Consider the following 17,206-nt stretch of genomic DNA (forward strand, 5'->3'; position numbering starts at 1 on the left):
ATCAGTAAGGGAGCTTCCGATGACCGTTCTGGCTCCAGAAGAGTCTCTCGCCGAGCAGACCTACCGAACGCTCCGTCGCAAGGTCATTCTCGGGCACTATCCGCAGGGTTCGCGGCTGGTCGAGTCGGCCCTGGCGACCGAGCTCGACGTATCGCGTCTTCCGATCCGCGAGGCTCTCCCGCAACTGCAGAATGAGGGATTCGTGCGCTCCCTGCCCCGCCGCAGCTCTCGTGTCATGCTGTGGACGGTCGCCGACGTCACCGAGCTCTACGACGCCCGGCTGAGCCTCGAAACGCTTGCCGCTCGGCTGGCGGCCAAGGCTGTGGCGGCCGGCGCATCCCTCTCACCTCTGCAGGCGGCGATCGATGCCGAACACCGCGCGCTCGACAGCGAGGACTGGCTGGAGGCGGCCGAAGCCTCGACAGTCGTGCACGAGGCCATCGTCGAGATCGGAGGCAGTTCACTGCTCGGCTCCCTGATGCGTGGAATCTCCGGCCGAACGACCTGGCTCTCGTACCTCACGTCGAGCCGTGACCCGCATGTTCAATGGGCTGGACACCACGGTCTGCTCGAGGCGATCCGCACGGGCAACGATCGACTGGCTGAGTCGATCGCCTTCGCCCACATCGAGCAGGGACGCGAGCCGTCCCTCGCGATCCTCTCCAACCGCTGAGCGCGGACGACGGGCGTCACGGCCACCGCAGTAAGCTCCCACCCATGGAACCAGACAAGAGCGCGCTCAAGCTGCTTCCGAAACCGCTCGTCAACAGTGCGGCCCGTGTCGCGACAGTGAACGCGACGCTGGCCGGCATACTCATGGTGATCGGCTTCTTGGTGCTCTGGGCGCCGCTGTACCTGCTGGGGGCCGACGGGCAGCTGGTGCTCGCGCCCTTCGTTTTCGTCTGCATCCCGGTGATCTGGTACTTCGCGATCCGCGCGATCGTGTTCGCGCGCCGCGGCCTGCGCTGCGCCGCGACACCGGATGCGGCGGCAGCCACCGGTCTGGGTGCCCGCGCCGCGCGCCGAAGCCTCATCGGGGCAATCGCCGCGCTCGTTCTCCCGATCCCGCTCTTCCTGTTCGGCGGCCTCCCACTGACGCTGCTCGGCCTCGCCTGACCAGTATTCGGCTAGCTCACGTGCACGTCGGGCCGGCGCTTGCGCACAGGCTCCGCCCGCCGCAGCACCTCCCTCGTGACGGGCGCGACCTCGCCACCACCCGTGATCAGGTACTTGAACATGTTCGAGATCGGGTTTCCCTCGGTCCACTCGAAGTAGATGTCGGGCACCGTACCCGTGAGATCGCGGATCTCGAGCAGCACCGTGGCGATGGTGTTCGGGATATTGCCGCTACGCACCTCGAGCACCCGGTTGCCGTGCTTGACGACGCCACGCACCTCCAGATCCTCCTCGAAATTCGACGAGTCGGTGGGGTACACCTCGAGAAAGATCACGGGTCGACGCTGCGGAATTCCGCTGTCGCGACGCTCGTCTGAGATCTTCTGCCGATACTCGCTCGCGCTGCCATCGTCGGGCTCGTTGGCGACGATGAGAACCTGGTCGTAGGCATCCGCGTCGGCCAGCACGAAGTCTTGCGCCGTCGCATCCAATGTCACGGAAGTCGCGCGCAACTGGAACGACCGCTGCACCCGCGACACGATCGACACCACGAGAATGCCGAGGATGAACAGCGCCGCGATGCGCACGCCGTCGGGCCTCTCGAAGACATTCGTGATGGTCGTATACACGAAGACGACCGCGATCGCGCCGAATCCGACCGTGCGCCCCCGCTGCTTCTTGTGCAGCGCAGACAGGGTCACGGCCACGGATGCCGACGTGATGAGCACCAGTACACCGGTTGCGTAGGCGCCACCCTGCGCATCGACATTCGCTTGAAAAACGATCGTGATCAGAAATGCGATCAGCGTGAACACGATCACCAGCGGCCGCACGGCCCGCGCCCACTGCGGCGCCATTCCATAGCGCGGCAGGTAGCGGGGCACCAGATTGAGCAGGCCCGCCATCGCCGAGGCTCCGGCGAACCACAGGATGCAGATGGTGCTGATGTCGTAGGCCGTGCCGAACGCAGGCCCCAGATATTCGTGCGCGAGGTAGGCGAGGGCGCGCCCGTTGGCCTCGCCGCCCGATTTGAACTTCTCCTGCGGAATGAGGAACGTGGTCACGATGCTCGAGGTGATGAGGAACGTCGACATGATGATCGCCGCGGTGGTGAGCAGCCGCTGCGCGCCCCGGATGCGTCCGGCCGGGTTGGCCTCGGTGTCGCCGGGCTTTCCCGAGATCTGCGGCATGACCGCGACGCCCGTCTCGAAGCCGGAGAGCCCCAGCGCGAGCTTCGGGAAGACGATCAGGGCGATGCCGACCATCACGACCGGGTTGCCATGCTGGGCCGTGAGCGCCGCCCACCAGTCGGTGATGACGACGGCGTTCTGTGCGACGTGCCCGATCGACACGGCGATGACGATGGCGTTGAGCACGAGGAACACGGCGACGAGCACCACGGCGATGTTGATGGCCTCTTTGAATCCGCGCAGGAACACGGCGGCGAGCAGCGCCACGAGAACGAGCGTGATCACGACCTCGTTGCCGTGGAACCAGCTCGGCGCGAACGGGTTCTCCACGGCGTGCGCCGTCGCATCCGCGGCCGACAGGGTGATCGTGATCATGAAGTCTGTGACGGCGAAGCCCAGCAGCACGAGCACGAAGAGCTTGCCGCCCCACCACGGAAGAAGGCGCTCGAGCATGGCGATCGACCCCTCTCCGCGGAAGCTCTCGCGGGCGACGCGGCGATACACGGGCAGCGCCCCGAAGAGGGTGAGCAGCACGAGCACGACCGTGGCGAAAGGAGAGAGCAGCCCCGCGGCGACAGCGGCGATCGCGGGCTGGTAGCCGAGGGTCGAGAAGTAGTCGACGCCGGTGAGGCACATCACCCGCCACCACGAGTTCGTCTTCTCGACCTTCGCGGCGTGCGGGCCCTGATGCGAGCCGGAATCGTCGGTCAGGCCATCCAGAAGCCACGCGCCGAAGCCGCGCCGGCGCGCAGAAGTAGTCGTCATGAGTACAGCTTGCACGGTTCGAGTGACACGAACTCACTCAGATGCCCGGCATCACTGCAGTCCTAACGAATTCCTAACGGGGCGGGCGATCTCACGATCGCGCCACGGGATTGAGGATCTCGCCCGCGTACAGCAACGATTCGGACTGGTTCGCCAGGTCGACCATCTGCAGGGTGTTGCGCAGCTGCAGTCGGTTGAGGCAGGAATGTGCGAACGTTCGGGTTCGGAGGTCGAGGAACCCGGACAGGCCGCGAGCGGTTTCGGGCTGATCACTCTCATAGTCGTCCAGGCAACTCGCGACGAGTCTCCAGAACTCGTCCGCGGGCAGCAGCGAGTCGGCGTCGAGGATGCCCGCAATATGCCTCAACACACCGTCGAATACGTCCGTGAAGATCGCGAGCGCCTTCTCACGATCGGAGACCTCAGCCTTGATCCGGCTGATCTCGGGTGAGAGTGCCTGCGGACCGAGCACGCTGACTTCCTCGCCGATGTCCTTCATAAAGACTCCCGCTACAGCGTGATCCCGAATCCGCAATATCAGATTCTCCCCGTGAGGCATGAAGGCGAGGTCGTACGCGAGCAGTGCATGCACGAGGGGATAGAGGTAGGCGCGCAGGTAGGCCTTGACCCACTCGGCCGATGTCTGGCCTGAAGCTCGTATCAGGGCGCCGATATGCGAATGCCCCTCATGGTCGCGGTGCACAAGCGACGCCATCGTGATCACACGCTCGCCGGGCTCGAGCAGCGGCACAGGGTTCTCCCTCCACAACGCCGCGAGCATCTTCTGATGCGGATTGGTGTGCGCCGTGCGGTGATAGACGTCGCCGCTGTATCCGAGCGCCGCTCGCTCCCGCAGCACCCGGAACCCCACGCTCGCGAACACCGCGTCGGAGCTCACGAGGCCGGCCACCCAGTCGTTGATGGCCGGGGTGTCCCTCATGTATGCCGGGGAAAGACCTCGAACGAAACCCATGTTCTGGATGCCGAGTGCGACTTTGACGTACGGGGCACCATTCCGGGTGAGATTGAAGAACGTGCGAATGGACTGCTGCGGCTGGAATTCGTCCGCGGTGAAGCCGAGCGGAACGAGGTTGCCGCGGGCGATGTCGGGCGCGAAAGTGATCGGCAGGCGGTGCTCCGCCTGCCACGGGTGCATCGGCAGGAAATGAAAGGCCTCCGGGTCGTGACCTGCATCCGCCAATCGGGTTGTGAATGCACGTCGTTCGTCTGCGGTGAGCACAGCGGCATGATGACGGTCTTCATCGAGCCCGTCCCCGAGCGCGAGGTGCGCGTGCTCTCGAGCAGCGGCGACCCACATCAGGCGCACACGCTGCCCATTCTCGGGGGCGTATCGGCGATAGTCGGTCAGCGAGAACCCGATGCGTCCATTGTTTGCCAGAAACCCCGGATGCCCCTCTGTCATCGCGGCCTCGACCTGCTGGAAGTCGGCCTGCAAGAGCTCCGTGCTCGAGCGCTGTTCGCCTCGACGTGCGCGAGAACGTTTCGCGGCTGCGCCGGCGAACGTCGAGGAGAGCTCTTCGAGATAGACGGAGAGCAGCTCATCGGGGATGGCCAGTGCCGACTGGAGTTCGACGATCAATTCGAGTACGTCCAGCCGGCCTGAAGCGTCGTTCTGTCGGCGCTGCAGGCTGGCTTCGTCGATGACCCAGTGTTCGAGCGACAGCACGTCTGCTCTGAAGCTGTAACACGACGCGCCCGCGTCGAGCTGCCACGCTCCGTCTGCGCCCAGAACCGGCGAAATGAGCCGCTCGTGGGCGAACTCGGAGATGGCTTTCGCGACGAGGTGCCGGTGCACCTCTGCAGCGATATCGGGGCGAAGGTGCGGCATGGGGCTCTCCCACTGTCCCAGTGGACTTGCCGCGAAGTCGGCACGCGTGCACACGCTGAGCGCTGCTCGTTTGTAGCCCTGGTCGGTCTCCAGGTCGATTTCGCCGAGAAACCGAAAGCCTGCGGCGGCGTTCTTGGCGAGGATCGAGGTGTTCCGGATATCCGGTTCTACGACGATTCGGGTGCGTCCGAGGCCGTTCTCGTCGAGGCAGAACTGAACGACTTTCTGCATGATGGCCGAGGTGTAGCCGCCGACGGTGTCGGTGCGCGGCGGAGACACAAGAAGATGCATGCCGATATCCCCCGGCTGTGCCGTGAAGAGTTCGGACGGCAGGAGCAGGGACGGTTCGTACGTTTCGACGTAGAACGCGACGTGCCCGTCGACTCGTCCGAGCCATCCGGATTGCCGCGGGTCCGCGTCGAGTTCGTCGAGGTACGACCGCACATCCTCGTGAGTCGCGTCGGTCATTCCCCAGAAGCGAGCGCGGGGATCGGCCAGCCAGGGATGGAGTATCTCGGCCGCACTCGACGCGTCGACGGGCTCAAGAGTGATGGAGAAGGACGGGGTCGGAGTCATCTGGCACTTCCTTGTGTTGTTCGGTATGGACGGGCCGCTACGAGTGATCGTCTGGCAGTCCGAAGGTCTGGAATGCGATACGACGTTCAATGGGATAGGGCTCGCGGTTCGTGACATCGGAGAGAATCACCGAAGCCCGCCACGCGCCGAACCCGAGGTCGGGTGCGGTGATTCCGTGCGTATGCTCCTCGCCGTTCAACACGTGAATGCTCCCGGCGTCGTCCACGGTGTACCGACGGGCCACGTCGAGGCGTCCCCGATCGTCGAGCCGCACGCGGTGGGCGATCGGGCCGAGAAAATCCGGAGGGCTTGCGAGATACCCTGTTGCGGCGACGACGCCCCTCGTCCTGTGCTCGTAGGACCGGTCGAGCTGCGCGTGATGGAGAGTCAGGACGACGTCGCCCGTCTCTGTGTCATGCCGGGCATCGACGACCTCGGTATCGCTGAGAAGTTTCGTCTCTACTGTCTGGCCTCGGCTCGTGAGTTGGTAGAGAGTGTCGTAGATCTCGTCGATGAGCTCCCCGCTGATGCCCTTGTGGAGAGAGCGTTGCTCACGCGCGAGACGGTCGCGCAATCCGGAAGGGAGGGAGTGGTAATGATCCGTGTATTCCGGCGACGTCATCTCCAGGGTCAGCTTCGTGTACTCCATGGGAAAGAATCGAGGTGACCGCGTCACCCAGTCGAGCCGACCTCTGCTCTCAAGAAGGTCGCGATAGATCTCCGCAGCCGACTGCCCACTGCCGATCACGGTGACCGCCCCGCACGCTCGGAGCTTTTCGCGGGAGAACAGATAGTCGGCAGAGTGGATGACGAGAGGAGCGCTCTCGGCCGCAGCGAGACGGTGGAGGACGGCAGGAAGCGTCGGACGCGCACCCACGCCGAGCACGACGTGGCGGGTGAGGTAGGTCTCAGTGTCGTGAACTGCACCGTCACCGTCGATGACTTCGGCGCGCACTGCAAACCCTTCCCCGTGATCTTCCACGGCAACGACCCTGCGCTGCCAGCGCAGGGTCGGCAGTTGCGCCGCAACCCACTGGCAGTACTCGTCGTACTCGGAGCGCAGCGGGTACAGGGAGTCCCGAATGTAGAACGGGTACAGGCGGCCGACTGCTTTGAGGAAAGCGAGGAATGAGTACGGCGACGTGGGGTCGGCCAAGGTGACGAGGTCGGCCAGGAACGGCACCTGGAGGGTCGTTCCCTCGATCATCATTCCGGGGTGCCAACTGAACTGGGGTGCTTGGTCGAGAAAAACGGCGCGCACGTCGGGCAACGGTTGAGCAAGGGCGGCAAGCCCCAAGCCGAATGGTCCGATTCCTACGCCGACGATGTCGTACACGGGGCTCATGCACGCTCCCCCTTTTTGGCGAGGAGGCCTCTCGCCGTGACGCGGACGAGTTCGATGACGTCTGCGAGATCGTCCTGGGTCGTGTGCGGGTTGAGGAGGGTCAGCTTGAGACAGGCGGATCCGTCGACGACAGTACGCGCCACCATGGCTCGTCCGGAGTGCAGAAGGTCGGCACGAATCTCTGGAACCAGGATTCTGGCGGATTCGTCATCCAGCCCATGCGGTTGATACCGGAACAAGACCGTGCTGAGGTCGGTCGTGCCGAAGACACGGAATTCGGGATCGTTGAGGAGGTCTTCTCTGACACGCTCGGCGAGGTCGCACACCTCGTCGAAGAGTGCGCCCACGTGCGCGGAGCCGAGCGCCCTCAGCGTCGTCCAGAGTTTGAGGGCATCGAACCGGCGTGTTGTTTGAAGAGACCGGTCGACCTGATTCGGATCGGGGTCGTATGCAGCCGCCTCGTCCGCCGGGTTGAGGTAGTCGGCGTGCCAGCTCGCTGCGCTCAGGTCTTGAGCGTCACTGACGATGAGTGCGCTGGAGGAGACAGGCTGGAAGAACGTCTTATGAAAGTCGATTGTGACGGAACTCGCACGCTCGATGCCATCCAGAAGGCTTCGCCGCGTGGGCGACAGGAGCAGCCCTCCTCCGTAGGCCGCGTCGACATGCAACCAGATGCGATTCTCGGCGCAGATCGAGGAGATAGGCGCGATCGGGTCGATCACTCCGCGATCTGTTGTTCCGGCGGTGATGGCGACGGCCACAACGACGTCTGTGCTTCGCTCGCGCGTGAGATCCGCGAGTGCACCACGAAGCGCATCCGGATCCATCCGGCCTTCGGCATCGGTGGCCACGTGGATCAGAGCCTGGGGCGAAAGCCCGAGCAGATGGCACGAACGTGCGATCGAGAAGTGACTCGCCGCTGTCGTGAACACCCGGAGGTCGCCCAGTGCGGCATTGGATCGGCTCATCGCTTTCTCTCGCGCAAGGTAGAGCGCCTGCAGGTTCGACTGCGTGCCGCCTGAGGTGAATATGCCGTCACCCCCGGTAAAGCCGATGCTCGTTGCCGCCCAGTCCAGGAGTCGCCGTTCCATGAGTGTTGCGATCAGCGATTGATCGTACGTATCCACTGACGTGTTGATGGAGGCCAGCAGGGCCTCGGCAGCGACGGCCGGCAACAGGACCGGGCAGTTGAGGTGGGCTGCGTACCCCGGCACGTGGAACCACACCGCGTTGCGCGCATACAGCTCATCGGCTTCGGCAAGGGCGGGTTTGCTGCCGATGCCGTCGCCGTCGAGGTCGATCGAATCGATCAGAGAAGCCAGCTCTGATCGGGACGCACCTGAACCGGGATAGCGCACCGTACGGAAGCGTTCAGCGATGGAATCGACGACCGTATGGAGCAGCTCCGCATACTCTGCGGCGGATCCTGAGGTGAGGAGCTGTGTTGGTTCTGCGCGCGGATGCGTGGGCCTGAGAGCGCGGGTTTCATGGGAAAGCTGTGTCATCGTGTCGCGGGTCTCCGTCTACGTGTCTGCCAGACTTAGGTAAGCCTTACCTAAGTAACCAGAGTAGGTCGACCGTCGCGTGGAGTCCGCCCGGCTGGGGAATATTCATGACATTCCCAGATGCCTCGGAACCTGGATCCCGATGCTCCTCGGGAATTCCTAGAGGGCGCCGCTCGTCAGCCACAGCGCAACGGTCGCGAGCGGCACCGTCAGCAGCACCACACCGAGGCCGGCCAGCATGAACTTCGGCCACGACAGCGTCACTCCGAGCCCGGTGATCTTCTGGTGCCAGAGCAGGGTGGCCAGTGAGGCCCACGGGGTGACCAGCGGCCCGAGGTTCACTCCGATGAGCAGGGCTGCAAGCCGCACGGGCGAGTGGCCGATCGGCTCGAGCACGAGGTAGGCCGGCAGGTTGTTGATCGCGTTCGACGAGACCGTGCCGAGGGCCGAGAGCTGCAGCAGGCTCAGCAGGTCGGTGCCCGATCCGCCGATGTTCGAGATGAAGGCGGTGAGCCCGCGCGTGTGGGCGGTCTCCACGAGCACGAAGAGGCCGACGGCGATGCCCAGGGGTTGCCAGGGCACGAGCTTCAAGCTCAGGGCGCCGGGGCGCCGGATGCCGAACAGCACCACGATCACCACGGCGGCGACGGTGGCCGGAATCCAGACGGGCAGGCCCGATACCAGCAGCGGAAGCAACGCCGCGACGACGATCGCGCTCACCAGAAGCAGGGTGCGATCGGGCGCGCGTTCGACCGGCGGAGCCGAGTAACGGCCGCGCAGCTCTTTGCGGAACATCAGACTGAGCACGATCACCGGCACAACGATGCCGACCGCGGCAGGGGCGGCGACGAGGGCCGCGAATCCGGCCGGACCACCGACATCCATTCGCCCTTCGGCGAGCAGGTTCGTGAGGTTTGACACCGGCAGCAGCAGCGACGCGGTGTTCGCCAGCCACACCGTGGCGAGCGCGAACGGCAGCGGCGGCAGGCCCGCGTGCAAGGCGAGCAGCACGACCACCGGCGTGACGAGCACTGCGGTCGTGTCGAGCGACAGGAAGATCGTCGAGACCACCGCGAGCGCCAGCACGAAGAGCCAGAGCAGGATGCGTCGGCCGCGGCCCCAGCGCGCCAGCCGGCCCGCGAGCGCGGTGAAGACCCCGGCCTCGGCGGCGAGTTCGGTGACGATCGTGATGGCGGCGACGAAGCCGAGAACGGGCACGACGCGATCGGCGAGCACGAGGGTGTCGCGCCACGGCAGGATGCCCGTGGCGATCACCACGAAGGAGGCCGCCAGGAGTGCGACGACGACAACGAGACCGCGGCGACTGGGGGGCTCGGCAGAGGAGGCGGAATCCGGTGCGGCCGTGGGGTGCTGTTCTATGAAGGCGATTCTATGACTCAGTTGCTGACAGGTGGGCGAGCGCACGAACGCGCGTGTTTCAGTCGCGGCGCCCGTATCTCGCCAGCAAGTGCCACACCTTCTTGAGCGATTGCGAGGTGTGCGCCTGTGAGCGGGCCGCGATTCCTAGAAGCTCAGGGGTGAGTTCACCCGCCAAGGATGCCGCCAGTTCTGAGTACTGCGCGCCTCGGTACCTGGGATCGAGCGCCGCGGTCTCGACCCGGAAGCCGCGATGAAACGTCACCTCTGACAGGAGCTCCGCGGCCGACTGTACGGCTGTTCCTCGATAACAGGGGTCCAAGACGATGGCCTCCACGTCGGTCGCGAAGACGACACCCCCATGCACATGTGCTTCAACGTAGCGATCCAAAGGGTCGAGGTCATCGCTTCGCATCTGGTCGATCAGAGTGGACACGCCGTCCATCCCTACTACCCCGTCCGGCTCGAAGACAGAATCCGGGTAGCAGTACGTGGCACGGTGCGAGACTTCGTGTCGGAGGCGAAGGAACGCGGAGCCGAATCGCGGCGCAGACCCGTAGTCGTTTCCGAGATCGATTGCCCCGTAGACGGGGCGGGCGCTGGCTGGTGCCGAATCGTATCGGCCGTCGAAGAGTCGACTCTCCCAGTTCCAGCGATCGCCGCCTGGGTGTGCCGTAAGGCCTCCGTTAGACGTGCCTGTCTCGAATTGAGAGACGTATCGACCGCTTGACACCATACCGTCGAGCACCGTTGTGTTCCGGTATGGCCAGTCCGGGTGGAAGTGCAGAAGGACGTGCTCGGACACGGCACGCTTCATCAAAGCCCTCCTCCGGCAGTTACCGCGGCGATGCCGGCGAGAATGAAGTCGACCCCATCGCTGTACTGTTGCCGGTCGTCGTGCTCGGCAAGCTGGTCTGCCATCCGGCGAGAGAACGGGTGCGACGCGGCGGTCGCCTCGTCTTTCCATCCGTCTGCGATGTCTCGGAGAAAAGCACTCCGGTCGAGGTCGCGCGCGAGGCGTGTCGCCGATGCATGCTGCCCGGCGACTCCGAGCACGAAATTGAGCAGGCTCGACGCGGCAGTGAACTGATACCGCTCCTCGACGCCCAGCGCTTCGAGATGCGTGCCGATGGCTTCGAACATCTCCAGCAGCGCGGCCTGCCAGGGTTCGCGCGAGAGCTGCGTTCCGACCCAGGGATGAGCGCCGAACAGGTCGAAGAACGCCAGCATCACTGCCCGGATTCCGTTCTCGGCGTCGGGATCCGACGGCACGTCGGCGAGCGCGTGAACCACGAGCCTGTGTGCCGCCGCGGCAAGAATCTCCTGCTTATTCGCGAGGTGATTGTAGATCGCGCCCGGTCCGGTCTCGAGTGCGGTCGAGAGGGCGCGGAAGGTCAGCGCCTCCTCACCCTCCGCGTCGAGCACCGTGATCGCGGCTTCGATGATGGCGTCTGCAGACAGCGCATCGGTTCGCCGCGACCGGCGGGCAGGTGTCGGGGATGGCATGCACCTATCTTGACACAACATGGAATGGCGTTCCATAATCATTTTTGGAACAACGTTCCAATAAAGAGAGAAGGATGTCATGAACAAGAATCAGCCCGGCGTGGTCCTGCGGCTCCAAGCGAAGAAGGGCGAGGGCGACGCCCTGTTCAGCTACGTCACCGACCTGCACTACACCGGCGATCCCGATGGCCCGGTCGACTGGATGCTCAGCCGAGACGACGAGAACCCCGACGTGATGTGGGCGTTCGAGTTCTACCGCGACCAGGAATCGTTCGACCGGCACTACTCCGACGCGTCGCACGACGAGCCCCACCAGCGCATCTTCGACATGTTGGAAAGCCAAGAAGGACTGGACTCGTCGATGAGGGTGGGCGTGCACATCGTTTCATCGAGCTGATCACCGCGGCCCGGCCTGTCTGACGCCCGTCCGGTCAATCGAGCTGGGCGGCCCCGAAGCCGACGCTGAACTGCACGCACCACAGCGAGACGCTGCGGTAAGCGGTGAGGTCTACATCCGCTGGGATCTCGTAGAGCTGGTTGCCCTGATTGCCCTTGATCACACCGAGGTCGACGTAGGCGGCGCCACCGGCCAGGAACCAGCCGTCGTAGCCCTCGACCGCATCCGCCGCACTCAGCCAGACATGAACATCCGGACCATTGCTGGTGTCGAGGTTCTCGATCGCGAGCACCCGGGTGCCGTCGAGGTTTTCGATGATCGTGGCCGTGCCCGTGGTCGAGTGCTCCTGACTCACGAACGAACCGGATGCGAGTGCAACCGGCACCGGGTCGGGCGTCGGTATCGGTGTCGGGGACGAGCCGGGGTCAGGAGTTACGACCGGTGCTGGCGTCACGACGGGCTGAGACCTCTGCGCCGTGGGCAGCGCGTCGTCGACCCGCACATCTGTGAACAGCAGCCACGGCTTGAACACGACCAGCCCGACAACGAGGACAGCGGCAACAACGATGCCGCCTGCGATAAGAACTGCCCGCTTCATGGGTGCACGGTCACTGCGCTGCCCACACTTCGCGGTGCATTTCTTCGACCAGCTTCATGTAACGCTGGCGCGCCGGCGACCAGTCGTACGGCATGTTCTCGACGGCTCTGAGTGCGCTCTCCGTGTCGCTCTCCTGACCAGGAGCGAAGTCATGCAGAGCCTCCCAGGCGTCGTACGACTCGTCGTCGATCTGGGCAACATCGGAACTCTCCATTGCGGCATCCATCGCACGGTCGAAGGCGAAGCGTTGGGCCGCCGCCTGTGCCACGCGTGGGTCGTCGACGGCCACTGAATCGTCCAGCGCCTCCTCCGCGGCGTCGACGCGGTCGGCCTCCTCCTGCAGGTCAGGATGCGCGGCCATAACGACGTACCGGGTGGCGTTGACGGCTGCACCGAGCGGGCCGAAGATGCGCTCCATGACCAGAAGACTGTCGAGATCGGCCTGGCGCAGGAACCCCGGGGGCAGGTCCTTGAGACGATCGGTGACGAAGTCGGAGAGCAGTCCCGAGTTGCTGTGCAGACTGTCTGCGGCGTCATGGATGTCGTGCACGTCGATGCCGGCGTCGATCCTCTTCCCGATCCAGAGCAATCGGATCACGTCGTCGTAGCCGTAGTGGCGAGTGTCCCCGCTTGCCACCCCGGGCTCGGGAAGAAGTCCCGTCTCGTGGTACTGACGGATCGCTTGGGGTGTGGTGCCGACGAAGGCTGCCGCGTCATCGATGGTGACGTAACGCGGCGAGGTGAATGACGTGTCCATGACCGGAGCCTATGAGGGGCGCCTCCGAGGTTCCCCAATAGGATGTCTGCGATGACTAGCCACGCCCCCTCCAAGCCCTGGTCGACGATTCTGTTCGATCTCGACGGCACGATCACCGACTCGGCCCCGGGCATCTTGCACCGGTTGGCGCGCACGCTCGAGATCCTCGGTCACCCCGTTCCGCCGCCCACCGAGCTGGTCAAGTTCGTGGGTCCACCCATTCTCGATGGCTTCCGCGCGGTGGCCGACATCGATGCCGAGGGTGCGCAGGAGGCACTGGTCGTCTACCGCGGGCTGGCCGCATCCGACGGGCCGGAGGGCGACAGCGTGGTGTACCCGGGAATCCTCGGGGTGCTGCGTGACATCCATGCCGCCGGGGTTCCGCTCGCGATCACGACGTCGAAGTCGGAGGTGCAGGCCGTGCGCATTCTTCAGCACCTCGGCATCGCCGACCTCTTCGCCACCATCACCGGCTCGAGCGAAGACGAGACCCGCAGCGCCAAGGCCGACGTGGTGGCCGAGGCGCTCGTTCGCCTGCGCGCCGCCGGCGTCGACCTGTCGAACACGGTTCTGGTGGGTGACCGGCACCACGACATCGAGGGCGCGGCCGAGCACGGCATCCCCACGATCATGGTCGAGTGGGGCTACGGCTCCCCCGCCGAGGCTGCGGGCGCGATCCACGTGGTGCACTCGATGGAGCAGCTGCGGGCACTGCTCGTCTAGCGCCGCGTCCGAGCGGCCGCCGTCCGCGCCCTTTCGGCGCATCCGCTGCCGGCCGACCGGGCACCGATGCGCCTAGCGGGGGCGGATGCTCATGGTCGCGACGATCGGGCGGTGGTCGCTGCCCGCGGAGTCCTCGGTGACGAGAACCTCGGCCGCCTCCGTGCGCCAGTCGCCCGTCGTCAGTACGTGATCTATCGGCGCGGCGAGGAGCGGCGGCAGGCTGGTGGGCCAGGTGCCTACGCCAGCCGAGCCCGCCTCGGCGAGAGCGTCGGAGCATCCGCCCAGCGGGCCGAGGTGATCGAGAGTCGCGTTGAGGTCGCCGCCCAGAATCAGGTCGGGCTCGTCGCAGAGCGACAGTACCCAGTCGAGGTCGCTGCGCCACGACGACATGATCGACGGCAATGGGGGCATAGGATGCGCCGCCACGATCACCGGGCCGCTTCCGTCGGCGGGTCGCGCGACGACGCTCGGGAGAGTGCCGGTGTCACCGAAGTCGGAGCTGACGTCGTACTGACCGAGAGACTCGGACACGAGCAGCGACGTCGGAGGAGTCTCGGTCGGGTCGCCGCGCTCGGCGGTGAAGACCTGCATGGGCCGGCCCGCGGCATCCATGGCACGACCGACGGCCTCGGCCGTCTCGCGCGACGTCTCGGGGAGGGTGATCACCGAGGAGTTCTGGGCGAGGGCCACGCGTGCGATCTCGGCCGGAGTGACGGTGTCGTAGGTGTTCCAGCTGAGAACCCGGATGCTCGTGGCCGGGTCGGCGGGCTCGACGGCGGCGGGCTCGGGCATCGCGTCTGATCCGAGGCCCCGCCCGGTCTGCACGACAACGTTTGCGCCCGCCGCGAGCAGCGCAATCGCGGCCAACCCGGCGATGACCGGACGCGCCTTGCGGGCCCGGCCCCGCAGCATCCAGAACAGCAGCGCGCCAATAATGGCCAGCGCGACGAAGCCCACGGCGAGCATTCCGCGGAACGCGATCAGCTGCGCGAAGACGAGTTGGCGTTGCAGCCCGAACAGCCCGGCCGCGCTGACGAGAAGCGCTGCAGCGGCGCACACAACGAGCAGAACGATGCGACCCCACATGGTGCCCGACCTTACCTGGCCAGTATCCGCGCCTACCGGGCGCGAACGCTGCTCGAGGCGACCCGGGCGCGCACCGCCGTCGCCGCGCACGCGACCACGACGAGAGCGCCCAGCCAGACCAACAAATCGAGTCGCTCGCCCACAATCAGAGCCGACCAGATGATGGTGAGCACCGGCTGCACGAGCTGGATCTGACTGACCTGTGCGATCGGGCCGATGGCGAGGCCGCGATACCAGGCGAAGAATCCCAGAAACATGCTCACGAGCGAGAGATAGCCGAAAGCCAGCCAGTGCGGCGCATCCGCCTGAGGCCAGCCGTGTGCCGCGATCGACACCGACGTCAGCGGAATCATCACCGGCAGCGCCACGACGAGCGCCCAGCAGATCGTCTGCCACGAGCCGAGTTCGCGCGAGAGGAGAGCGCCCTCGGCATATCCGATCGCCGCGAGCACCACCGCGCCGAGAAGCAGCAGGTCGCTCGGGTGCAGCCCCTCGAGCCCGCCGCCCGCGAGCGCGATGAACGCGATGACGGCAAGAACGCCGGCACCCGAGGCGATCCAGAACGCGATGGATGGCCGCTCTTTCGCGCGGATCACCGCCACGATGGCCGTCGCGGCCGGCAGCAGGCCGATGACCACGGCGCCGTGCGCGGCGGGAACTGTCTGCAGCGCGAAGCTCGTGAGCAGCGGGAAGCCGATGACGACTCCGACCACCACGACGCAGAGTCGCAGCCATTGAGCGCCTCTGGGCAGGCGCTGTCGAGTCACGGCAAGCACCACCGCAGCGAGGGCGGCGGCCACAACAGCGCGCCCGGCGCCGATGAAGAGCGGATCGATCTGCTCGACCGCTATGCGAGTGAACGGCAGAGTGAACGAGAACGCGAGCACTCCGAGGACACCGAAGATGAGGCCGCCGCGCGACGAAGGAGCCGGCATATCGAGACCATCCACCCCGGATAGCGCTGACGAACTCGAAGCAGTAGCGCTACTGTTATGTATCATGAATGACGATAGCACCTCCGCCATCGAGAGGCACCTGCGTCAACTCATCGAGTCCCGCCCGGCGGGCTCGCGCTTGCCCTCGACGCGCGCACTCGTCGCCGAGCACTCCGCGAGCCCCGTCACCGTGCAGCGTGCGGTTCAGCGCCTGGTGGGCGAGGGACTCATCGAAACGCACCCGGGTGCCGGCAGCTTCGTGGCGCGCTCACGCGCGGTGCGCCAGGCCGACTTCGCCTGGCAGACCACGGCGCTCGGCGCGCCCAGAGTCGACACGTCTGCCGTCGGCACCGCGATGGCAGCAGTCCCTCCCTCGGTCATCGCGATGCACTCGGGCTATCCCACAGAAGAACTGCTGCCCGGCCGTCTCGTGCGCGCGGCCCTCGTGCGCGCCTCGCGCGGCGCATCCGCTCTGACCCGCGGGCCGGTCGACGGACTGCCCGAACTGCGCACGTGGTTCGCGGCCGAGATCGCGCCAGTCGGAGCATCCGCGCCCGCACCCGTCTCGAGCGACGACGTGATGATCACTCCCGGCGGGCAGAGCGCACTCGCCTCGATCTTTCGAGCGTTGGCGGCCCCCGGCGACGCGGTCGTGGTCGAATCGCCCACCTACTGGGGCGCGATCGCTGCCGCACGACAGGCGGGCTTGCGCATCATTCCCGTGGCGCGGGGTTCGCGCGCGCCGTCGGCGACCGACCTCGACGAGACATTCGCGTCGAGCGGGGCGCGACTGTTCTATGCACAGCCGCACTTTGCGAACCCCACGGGCGCCCAGTGGAACGCCGAAGAGCGCCGCGACATCATGTCGGTCGTCGCGGCGAGGGGCGCGTATCTCATCGAAGACGACTGGGCGCACGACTTCGCCATCGAAGGCGACGTTCTGCCCCTGCTGGCCGAGGATGCCGACGGGCACGTGGTGTACATCCGCTCGCTGACCAAGAGTCTCAGCCCGTCGTTGCGGGTGGGCGCCGTCATCGCGCGGGGGCCCGCGCTGGCGCGCATCCAGGCCGATCGCACCGTCGACGACCTCTATGTGAGCGGCGTGCTGCAGTCGGCGGCGGTCGACGTGCTGCGCGACCCCGGATGGCGCGGCCACCTCGTTCGTCTGCGTTCCCAGCTGCGCGACCGGCGCGACGAGCTCGCCCGCCAGGTCGAGGCGCATCTCGGCCCCGATGCGCTGACGTTCCTGCCGCACGGCGGACTCAACCTCTGGGTGCGCCTCGCAGACAACGTGGATGTCACGGGGCTCGTCGAGCGCAGCCGGACGGCGGGCGTGATGGTCGCGCCGGGCGCCGACTGGTTTCCGGCCGAGCCGACCGGAGCGTACATCCGCCTCAACTACTCGGGCACGCGGCCCGAGCAGTTCGCCGGAGCGATGAAGACGGTGGCGGCGCAGCTCGCTGTTTCCTGAGCATCCGGCC

At 66.0% G+C, this 17,206-nt stretch carries 16 protein-coding genes; 5 read left to right on the forward strand and 11 right to left on the reverse strand.

Features of this window, described 5'->3' with window-relative positions:
• Nucleotides 1-19 precede the first annotated feature (19 nt).
• On the forward strand, nucleotides 20-673 hold the full coding sequence (locus TZ00_RS08335; protein WP_044440793.1) for a GntR family transcriptional regulator: 654 nt from the start codon (nucleotides 20-22) through the stop codon (nucleotides 671-673).
• A 44-nt stretch (nucleotides 674-717) separates the two neighbouring features.
• A complete protein-coding gene (locus TZ00_RS08340) occupies nucleotides 718-1,116 on the forward strand; it encodes a hypothetical protein (RefSeq protein WP_044440794.1) in 399 nt (132 codons plus the stop codon).
• An 11-nt stretch (nucleotides 1,117-1,127) separates the two neighbouring features.
• On the opposite strand, the gene TZ00_RS08345 is transcribed toward TZ00_RS08340, so the two are convergent.
• From TZ00_RS08345 to TZ00_RS08375, 7 genes are all read right to left on the reverse strand, one after another.
• Nucleotides 1,128-3,071: an APC family permease gene (locus TZ00_RS08345; protein ID WP_044440796.1), complete on the reverse strand. Its 1,944-nt coding sequence runs from the start codon at nucleotides 3,069-3,071 to the stop codon at nucleotides 1,128-1,130.
• Between the two features lie 91 nt (nucleotides 3,072-3,162).
• On the reverse strand, nucleotides 3,163-5,496 hold the full coding sequence (locus tag TZ00_RS08350) for a GNAT family N-acetyltransferase (RefSeq protein WP_044440798.1): 2,334 nt from the start codon (nucleotides 5,494-5,496) through the stop codon (nucleotides 3,163-3,165).
• A gap of 37 nt (nucleotides 5,497-5,533) precedes the next feature.
• Nucleotides 5,534-6,841: a lysine N(6)-hydroxylase/L-ornithine N(5)-oxygenase family protein gene (locus TZ00_RS08355; RefSeq protein ID WP_044440800.1), complete on the reverse strand. Its 1,308-nt coding sequence runs from the start codon at nucleotides 6,839-6,841 to the stop codon at nucleotides 5,534-5,536.
• Nucleotides 6,838-8,346 carry a pyridoxal phosphate-dependent decarboxylase family protein gene (locus tag TZ00_RS08360; protein WP_044440802.1) on the reverse strand — a complete coding sequence of 503 codons (1,509 nt, stop codon included), beginning with the start codon at nucleotides 8,344-8,346 and terminating at the stop codon, nucleotides 6,838-6,840. Before TZ00_RS08360 ends, TZ00_RS08355 begins: the two co-directional genes overlap by 4 nt.
• 159 nt (nucleotides 8,347-8,505) lie before the next feature.
• Nucleotides 8,506-9,726: an SLC13 family permease gene (locus TZ00_RS08365; RefSeq protein ID WP_084606037.1), complete on the reverse strand. Its 1,221-nt coding sequence runs from the start codon at nucleotides 9,724-9,726 to the stop codon at nucleotides 8,506-8,508.
• A 58-nt stretch (nucleotides 9,727-9,784) separates the two neighbouring features.
• The gene (locus TZ00_RS08370; RefSeq protein WP_044440803.1) at nucleotides 9,785-10,540 is read right to left on the reverse strand and encodes a DUF3626 domain-containing protein; all 756 of its coding nucleotides are present in this window, start codon (nucleotides 10,538-10,540) and stop codon (nucleotides 9,785-9,787) included.
• The gene (locus TZ00_RS08375) at nucleotides 10,540-11,229 is read right to left on the reverse strand and encodes a TetR/AcrR family transcriptional regulator (protein ID WP_044440805.1); all 690 of its coding nucleotides are present in this window, start codon (nucleotides 11,227-11,229) and stop codon (nucleotides 10,540-10,542) included. Before TZ00_RS08375 ends, TZ00_RS08370 begins: the two co-directional genes overlap by 1 nt.
• Nucleotides 11,230-11,308: 79 nt before the next feature.
• On the opposite strand from TZ00_RS08375, the gene TZ00_RS08380 reads away from it, so the two are divergent.
• A complete protein-coding gene (locus TZ00_RS08380; protein WP_044440807.1) occupies nucleotides 11,309-11,626 on the forward strand; it encodes a putative quinol monooxygenase in 318 nt (105 codons plus the stop codon).
• Nucleotides 11,627-11,660: 34 nt separating this feature from the next.
• Here TZ00_RS08380 and TZ00_RS08385 read toward each other — a convergent pair whose 3' ends face one another.
• Complete coding sequence (locus TZ00_RS08385; protein ID WP_044440809.1) at nucleotides 11,661-12,224, reverse strand: DM13 domain-containing protein; 564 nt, start codon at nucleotides 12,222-12,224, stop codon at nucleotides 11,661-11,663.
• 10 nt (nucleotides 12,225-12,234) lie between these two features.
• Nucleotides 12,235-12,981 (reverse strand): helix-turn-helix domain-containing protein, encoded by a 747-nt coding sequence (locus TZ00_RS08390; protein ID WP_044440812.1) that lies wholly within the window; start codon nucleotides 12,979-12,981, stop codon nucleotides 12,235-12,237.
• A 51-nt stretch (nucleotides 12,982-13,032) separates the two neighbouring features.
• On the opposite strand from TZ00_RS08390, the gene TZ00_RS08395 reads away from it, so the two are divergent.
• On the forward strand, nucleotides 13,033-13,704 hold the full coding sequence (locus TZ00_RS08395; protein WP_044440814.1) for an HAD hydrolase-like protein: 672 nt from the start codon (nucleotides 13,033-13,035) through the stop codon (nucleotides 13,702-13,704).
• 72 nt (nucleotides 13,705-13,776) lie between these two features.
• Here TZ00_RS08395 and TZ00_RS08400 read toward each other — a convergent pair whose 3' ends face one another.
• Nucleotides 13,777-14,790, reverse strand: a complete 1,014-nt coding sequence (locus TZ00_RS08400; protein ID WP_044441382.1) for an endonuclease/exonuclease/phosphatase family protein — start codon at nucleotides 14,788-14,790, stop codon at nucleotides 13,777-13,779.
• Nucleotides 14,791-14,822: 32 nt separating this feature from the next.
• Complete coding sequence (locus tag TZ00_RS08405) at nucleotides 14,823-15,725, reverse strand: DMT family transporter (protein WP_044441383.1); 903 nt, start codon at nucleotides 15,723-15,725, stop codon at nucleotides 14,823-14,825.
• A gap of 64 nt (nucleotides 15,726-15,789) precedes the next feature.
• On the opposite strand from TZ00_RS08405, the gene TZ00_RS08410 reads away from it, so the two are divergent.
• On the forward strand, nucleotides 15,790-17,196 hold the full coding sequence (locus TZ00_RS08410) for an aminotransferase-like domain-containing protein (protein ID WP_044440817.1): 1,407 nt from the start codon (nucleotides 15,790-15,792) through the stop codon (nucleotides 17,194-17,196).
• Nucleotides 17,197-17,206 lie beyond the last annotated feature (10 nt).

The sequence above is a fragment of the Agreia bicolorata genome, from assembly GCF_000938265.1.
Taxonomy (GTDB): Bacteria; Actinomycetota; Actinomycetes; order Actinomycetales; family Microbacteriaceae; genus Agreia; species Agreia bicolorata.

Excerpts from the sequence above, each read along its gene's own strand:
- TZ00_RS08405 (WP_044441383.1), bottom strand. The coding sequence starts at position 15,725 with ATGCCGGCTCCTTCGTCGCGCGGCGGCCTCATCTTCGGTGTCCTCGGA.
- TZ00_RS08385 (WP_044440809.1), bottom strand. The coding sequence starts at position 12,224 with ATGAAGCGGGCAGTTCTTATCGCAGGCGGCATCGTTGTTGCCGCTGTC.
- TZ00_RS08340 (WP_044440794.1), top strand. The coding sequence starts at position 718 with ATGGAACCAGACAAGAGCGCGCTCAAGCTGCTTCCGAAACCGCTCGTC.
- TZ00_RS08410 (WP_044440817.1), top strand. The coding sequence starts at position 15,790 with ATGAATGACGATAGCACCTCCGCCATCGAGAGGCACCTGCGTCAACTC.
- TZ00_RS08335 (WP_044440793.1), top strand. The coding sequence starts at position 20 with ATGACCGTTCTGGCTCCAGAAGAGTCTCTCGCCGAGCAGACCTACCGA.
- TZ00_RS08360 (WP_044440802.1), bottom strand. The coding sequence starts at position 8,346 with ATGACACAGCTTTCCCATGAAACCCGCGCTCTCAGGCCCACGCATCCG.
- TZ00_RS08350 (WP_044440798.1), bottom strand. The coding sequence starts at position 5,496 with ATGACTCCGACCCCGTCCTTCTCCATCACTCTTGAGCCCGTCGACGCG.
- TZ00_RS08395 (WP_044440814.1), top strand. The coding sequence starts at position 13,033 with ATGACTAGCCACGCCCCCTCCAAGCCCTGGTCGACGATTCTGTTCGAT.
- TZ00_RS08355 (WP_044440800.1), bottom strand. The coding sequence starts at position 6,841 with ATGAGCCCCGTGTACGACATCGTCGGCGTAGGAATCGGACCATTCGGC.
- TZ00_RS08390 (WP_044440812.1), bottom strand. The coding sequence starts at position 12,981 with ATGGACACGTCATTCACCTCGCCGCGTTACGTCACCATCGATGACGCG.
- TZ00_RS08375 (WP_044440805.1), bottom strand. The coding sequence starts at position 11,229 with ATGCCATCCCCGACACCTGCCCGCCGGTCGCGGCGAACCGATGCGCTG.
- TZ00_RS08370 (WP_044440803.1), bottom strand. The coding sequence starts at position 10,540 with ATGAAGCGTGCCGTGTCCGAGCACGTCCTTCTGCACTTCCACCCGGAC.
- TZ00_RS08345 (WP_044440796.1), bottom strand. The coding sequence starts at position 3,071 with ATGACGACTACTTCTGCGCGCCGGCGCGGCTTCGGCGCGTGGCTTCTG.
- TZ00_RS08380 (WP_044440807.1), top strand. The coding sequence starts at position 11,309 with ATGAACAAGAATCAGCCCGGCGTGGTCCTGCGGCTCCAAGCGAAGAAG.
- TZ00_RS08400 (WP_044441382.1), bottom strand. The coding sequence starts at position 14,790 with ATGTGGGGTCGCATCGTTCTGCTCGTTGTGTGCGCCGCTGCAGCGCTT.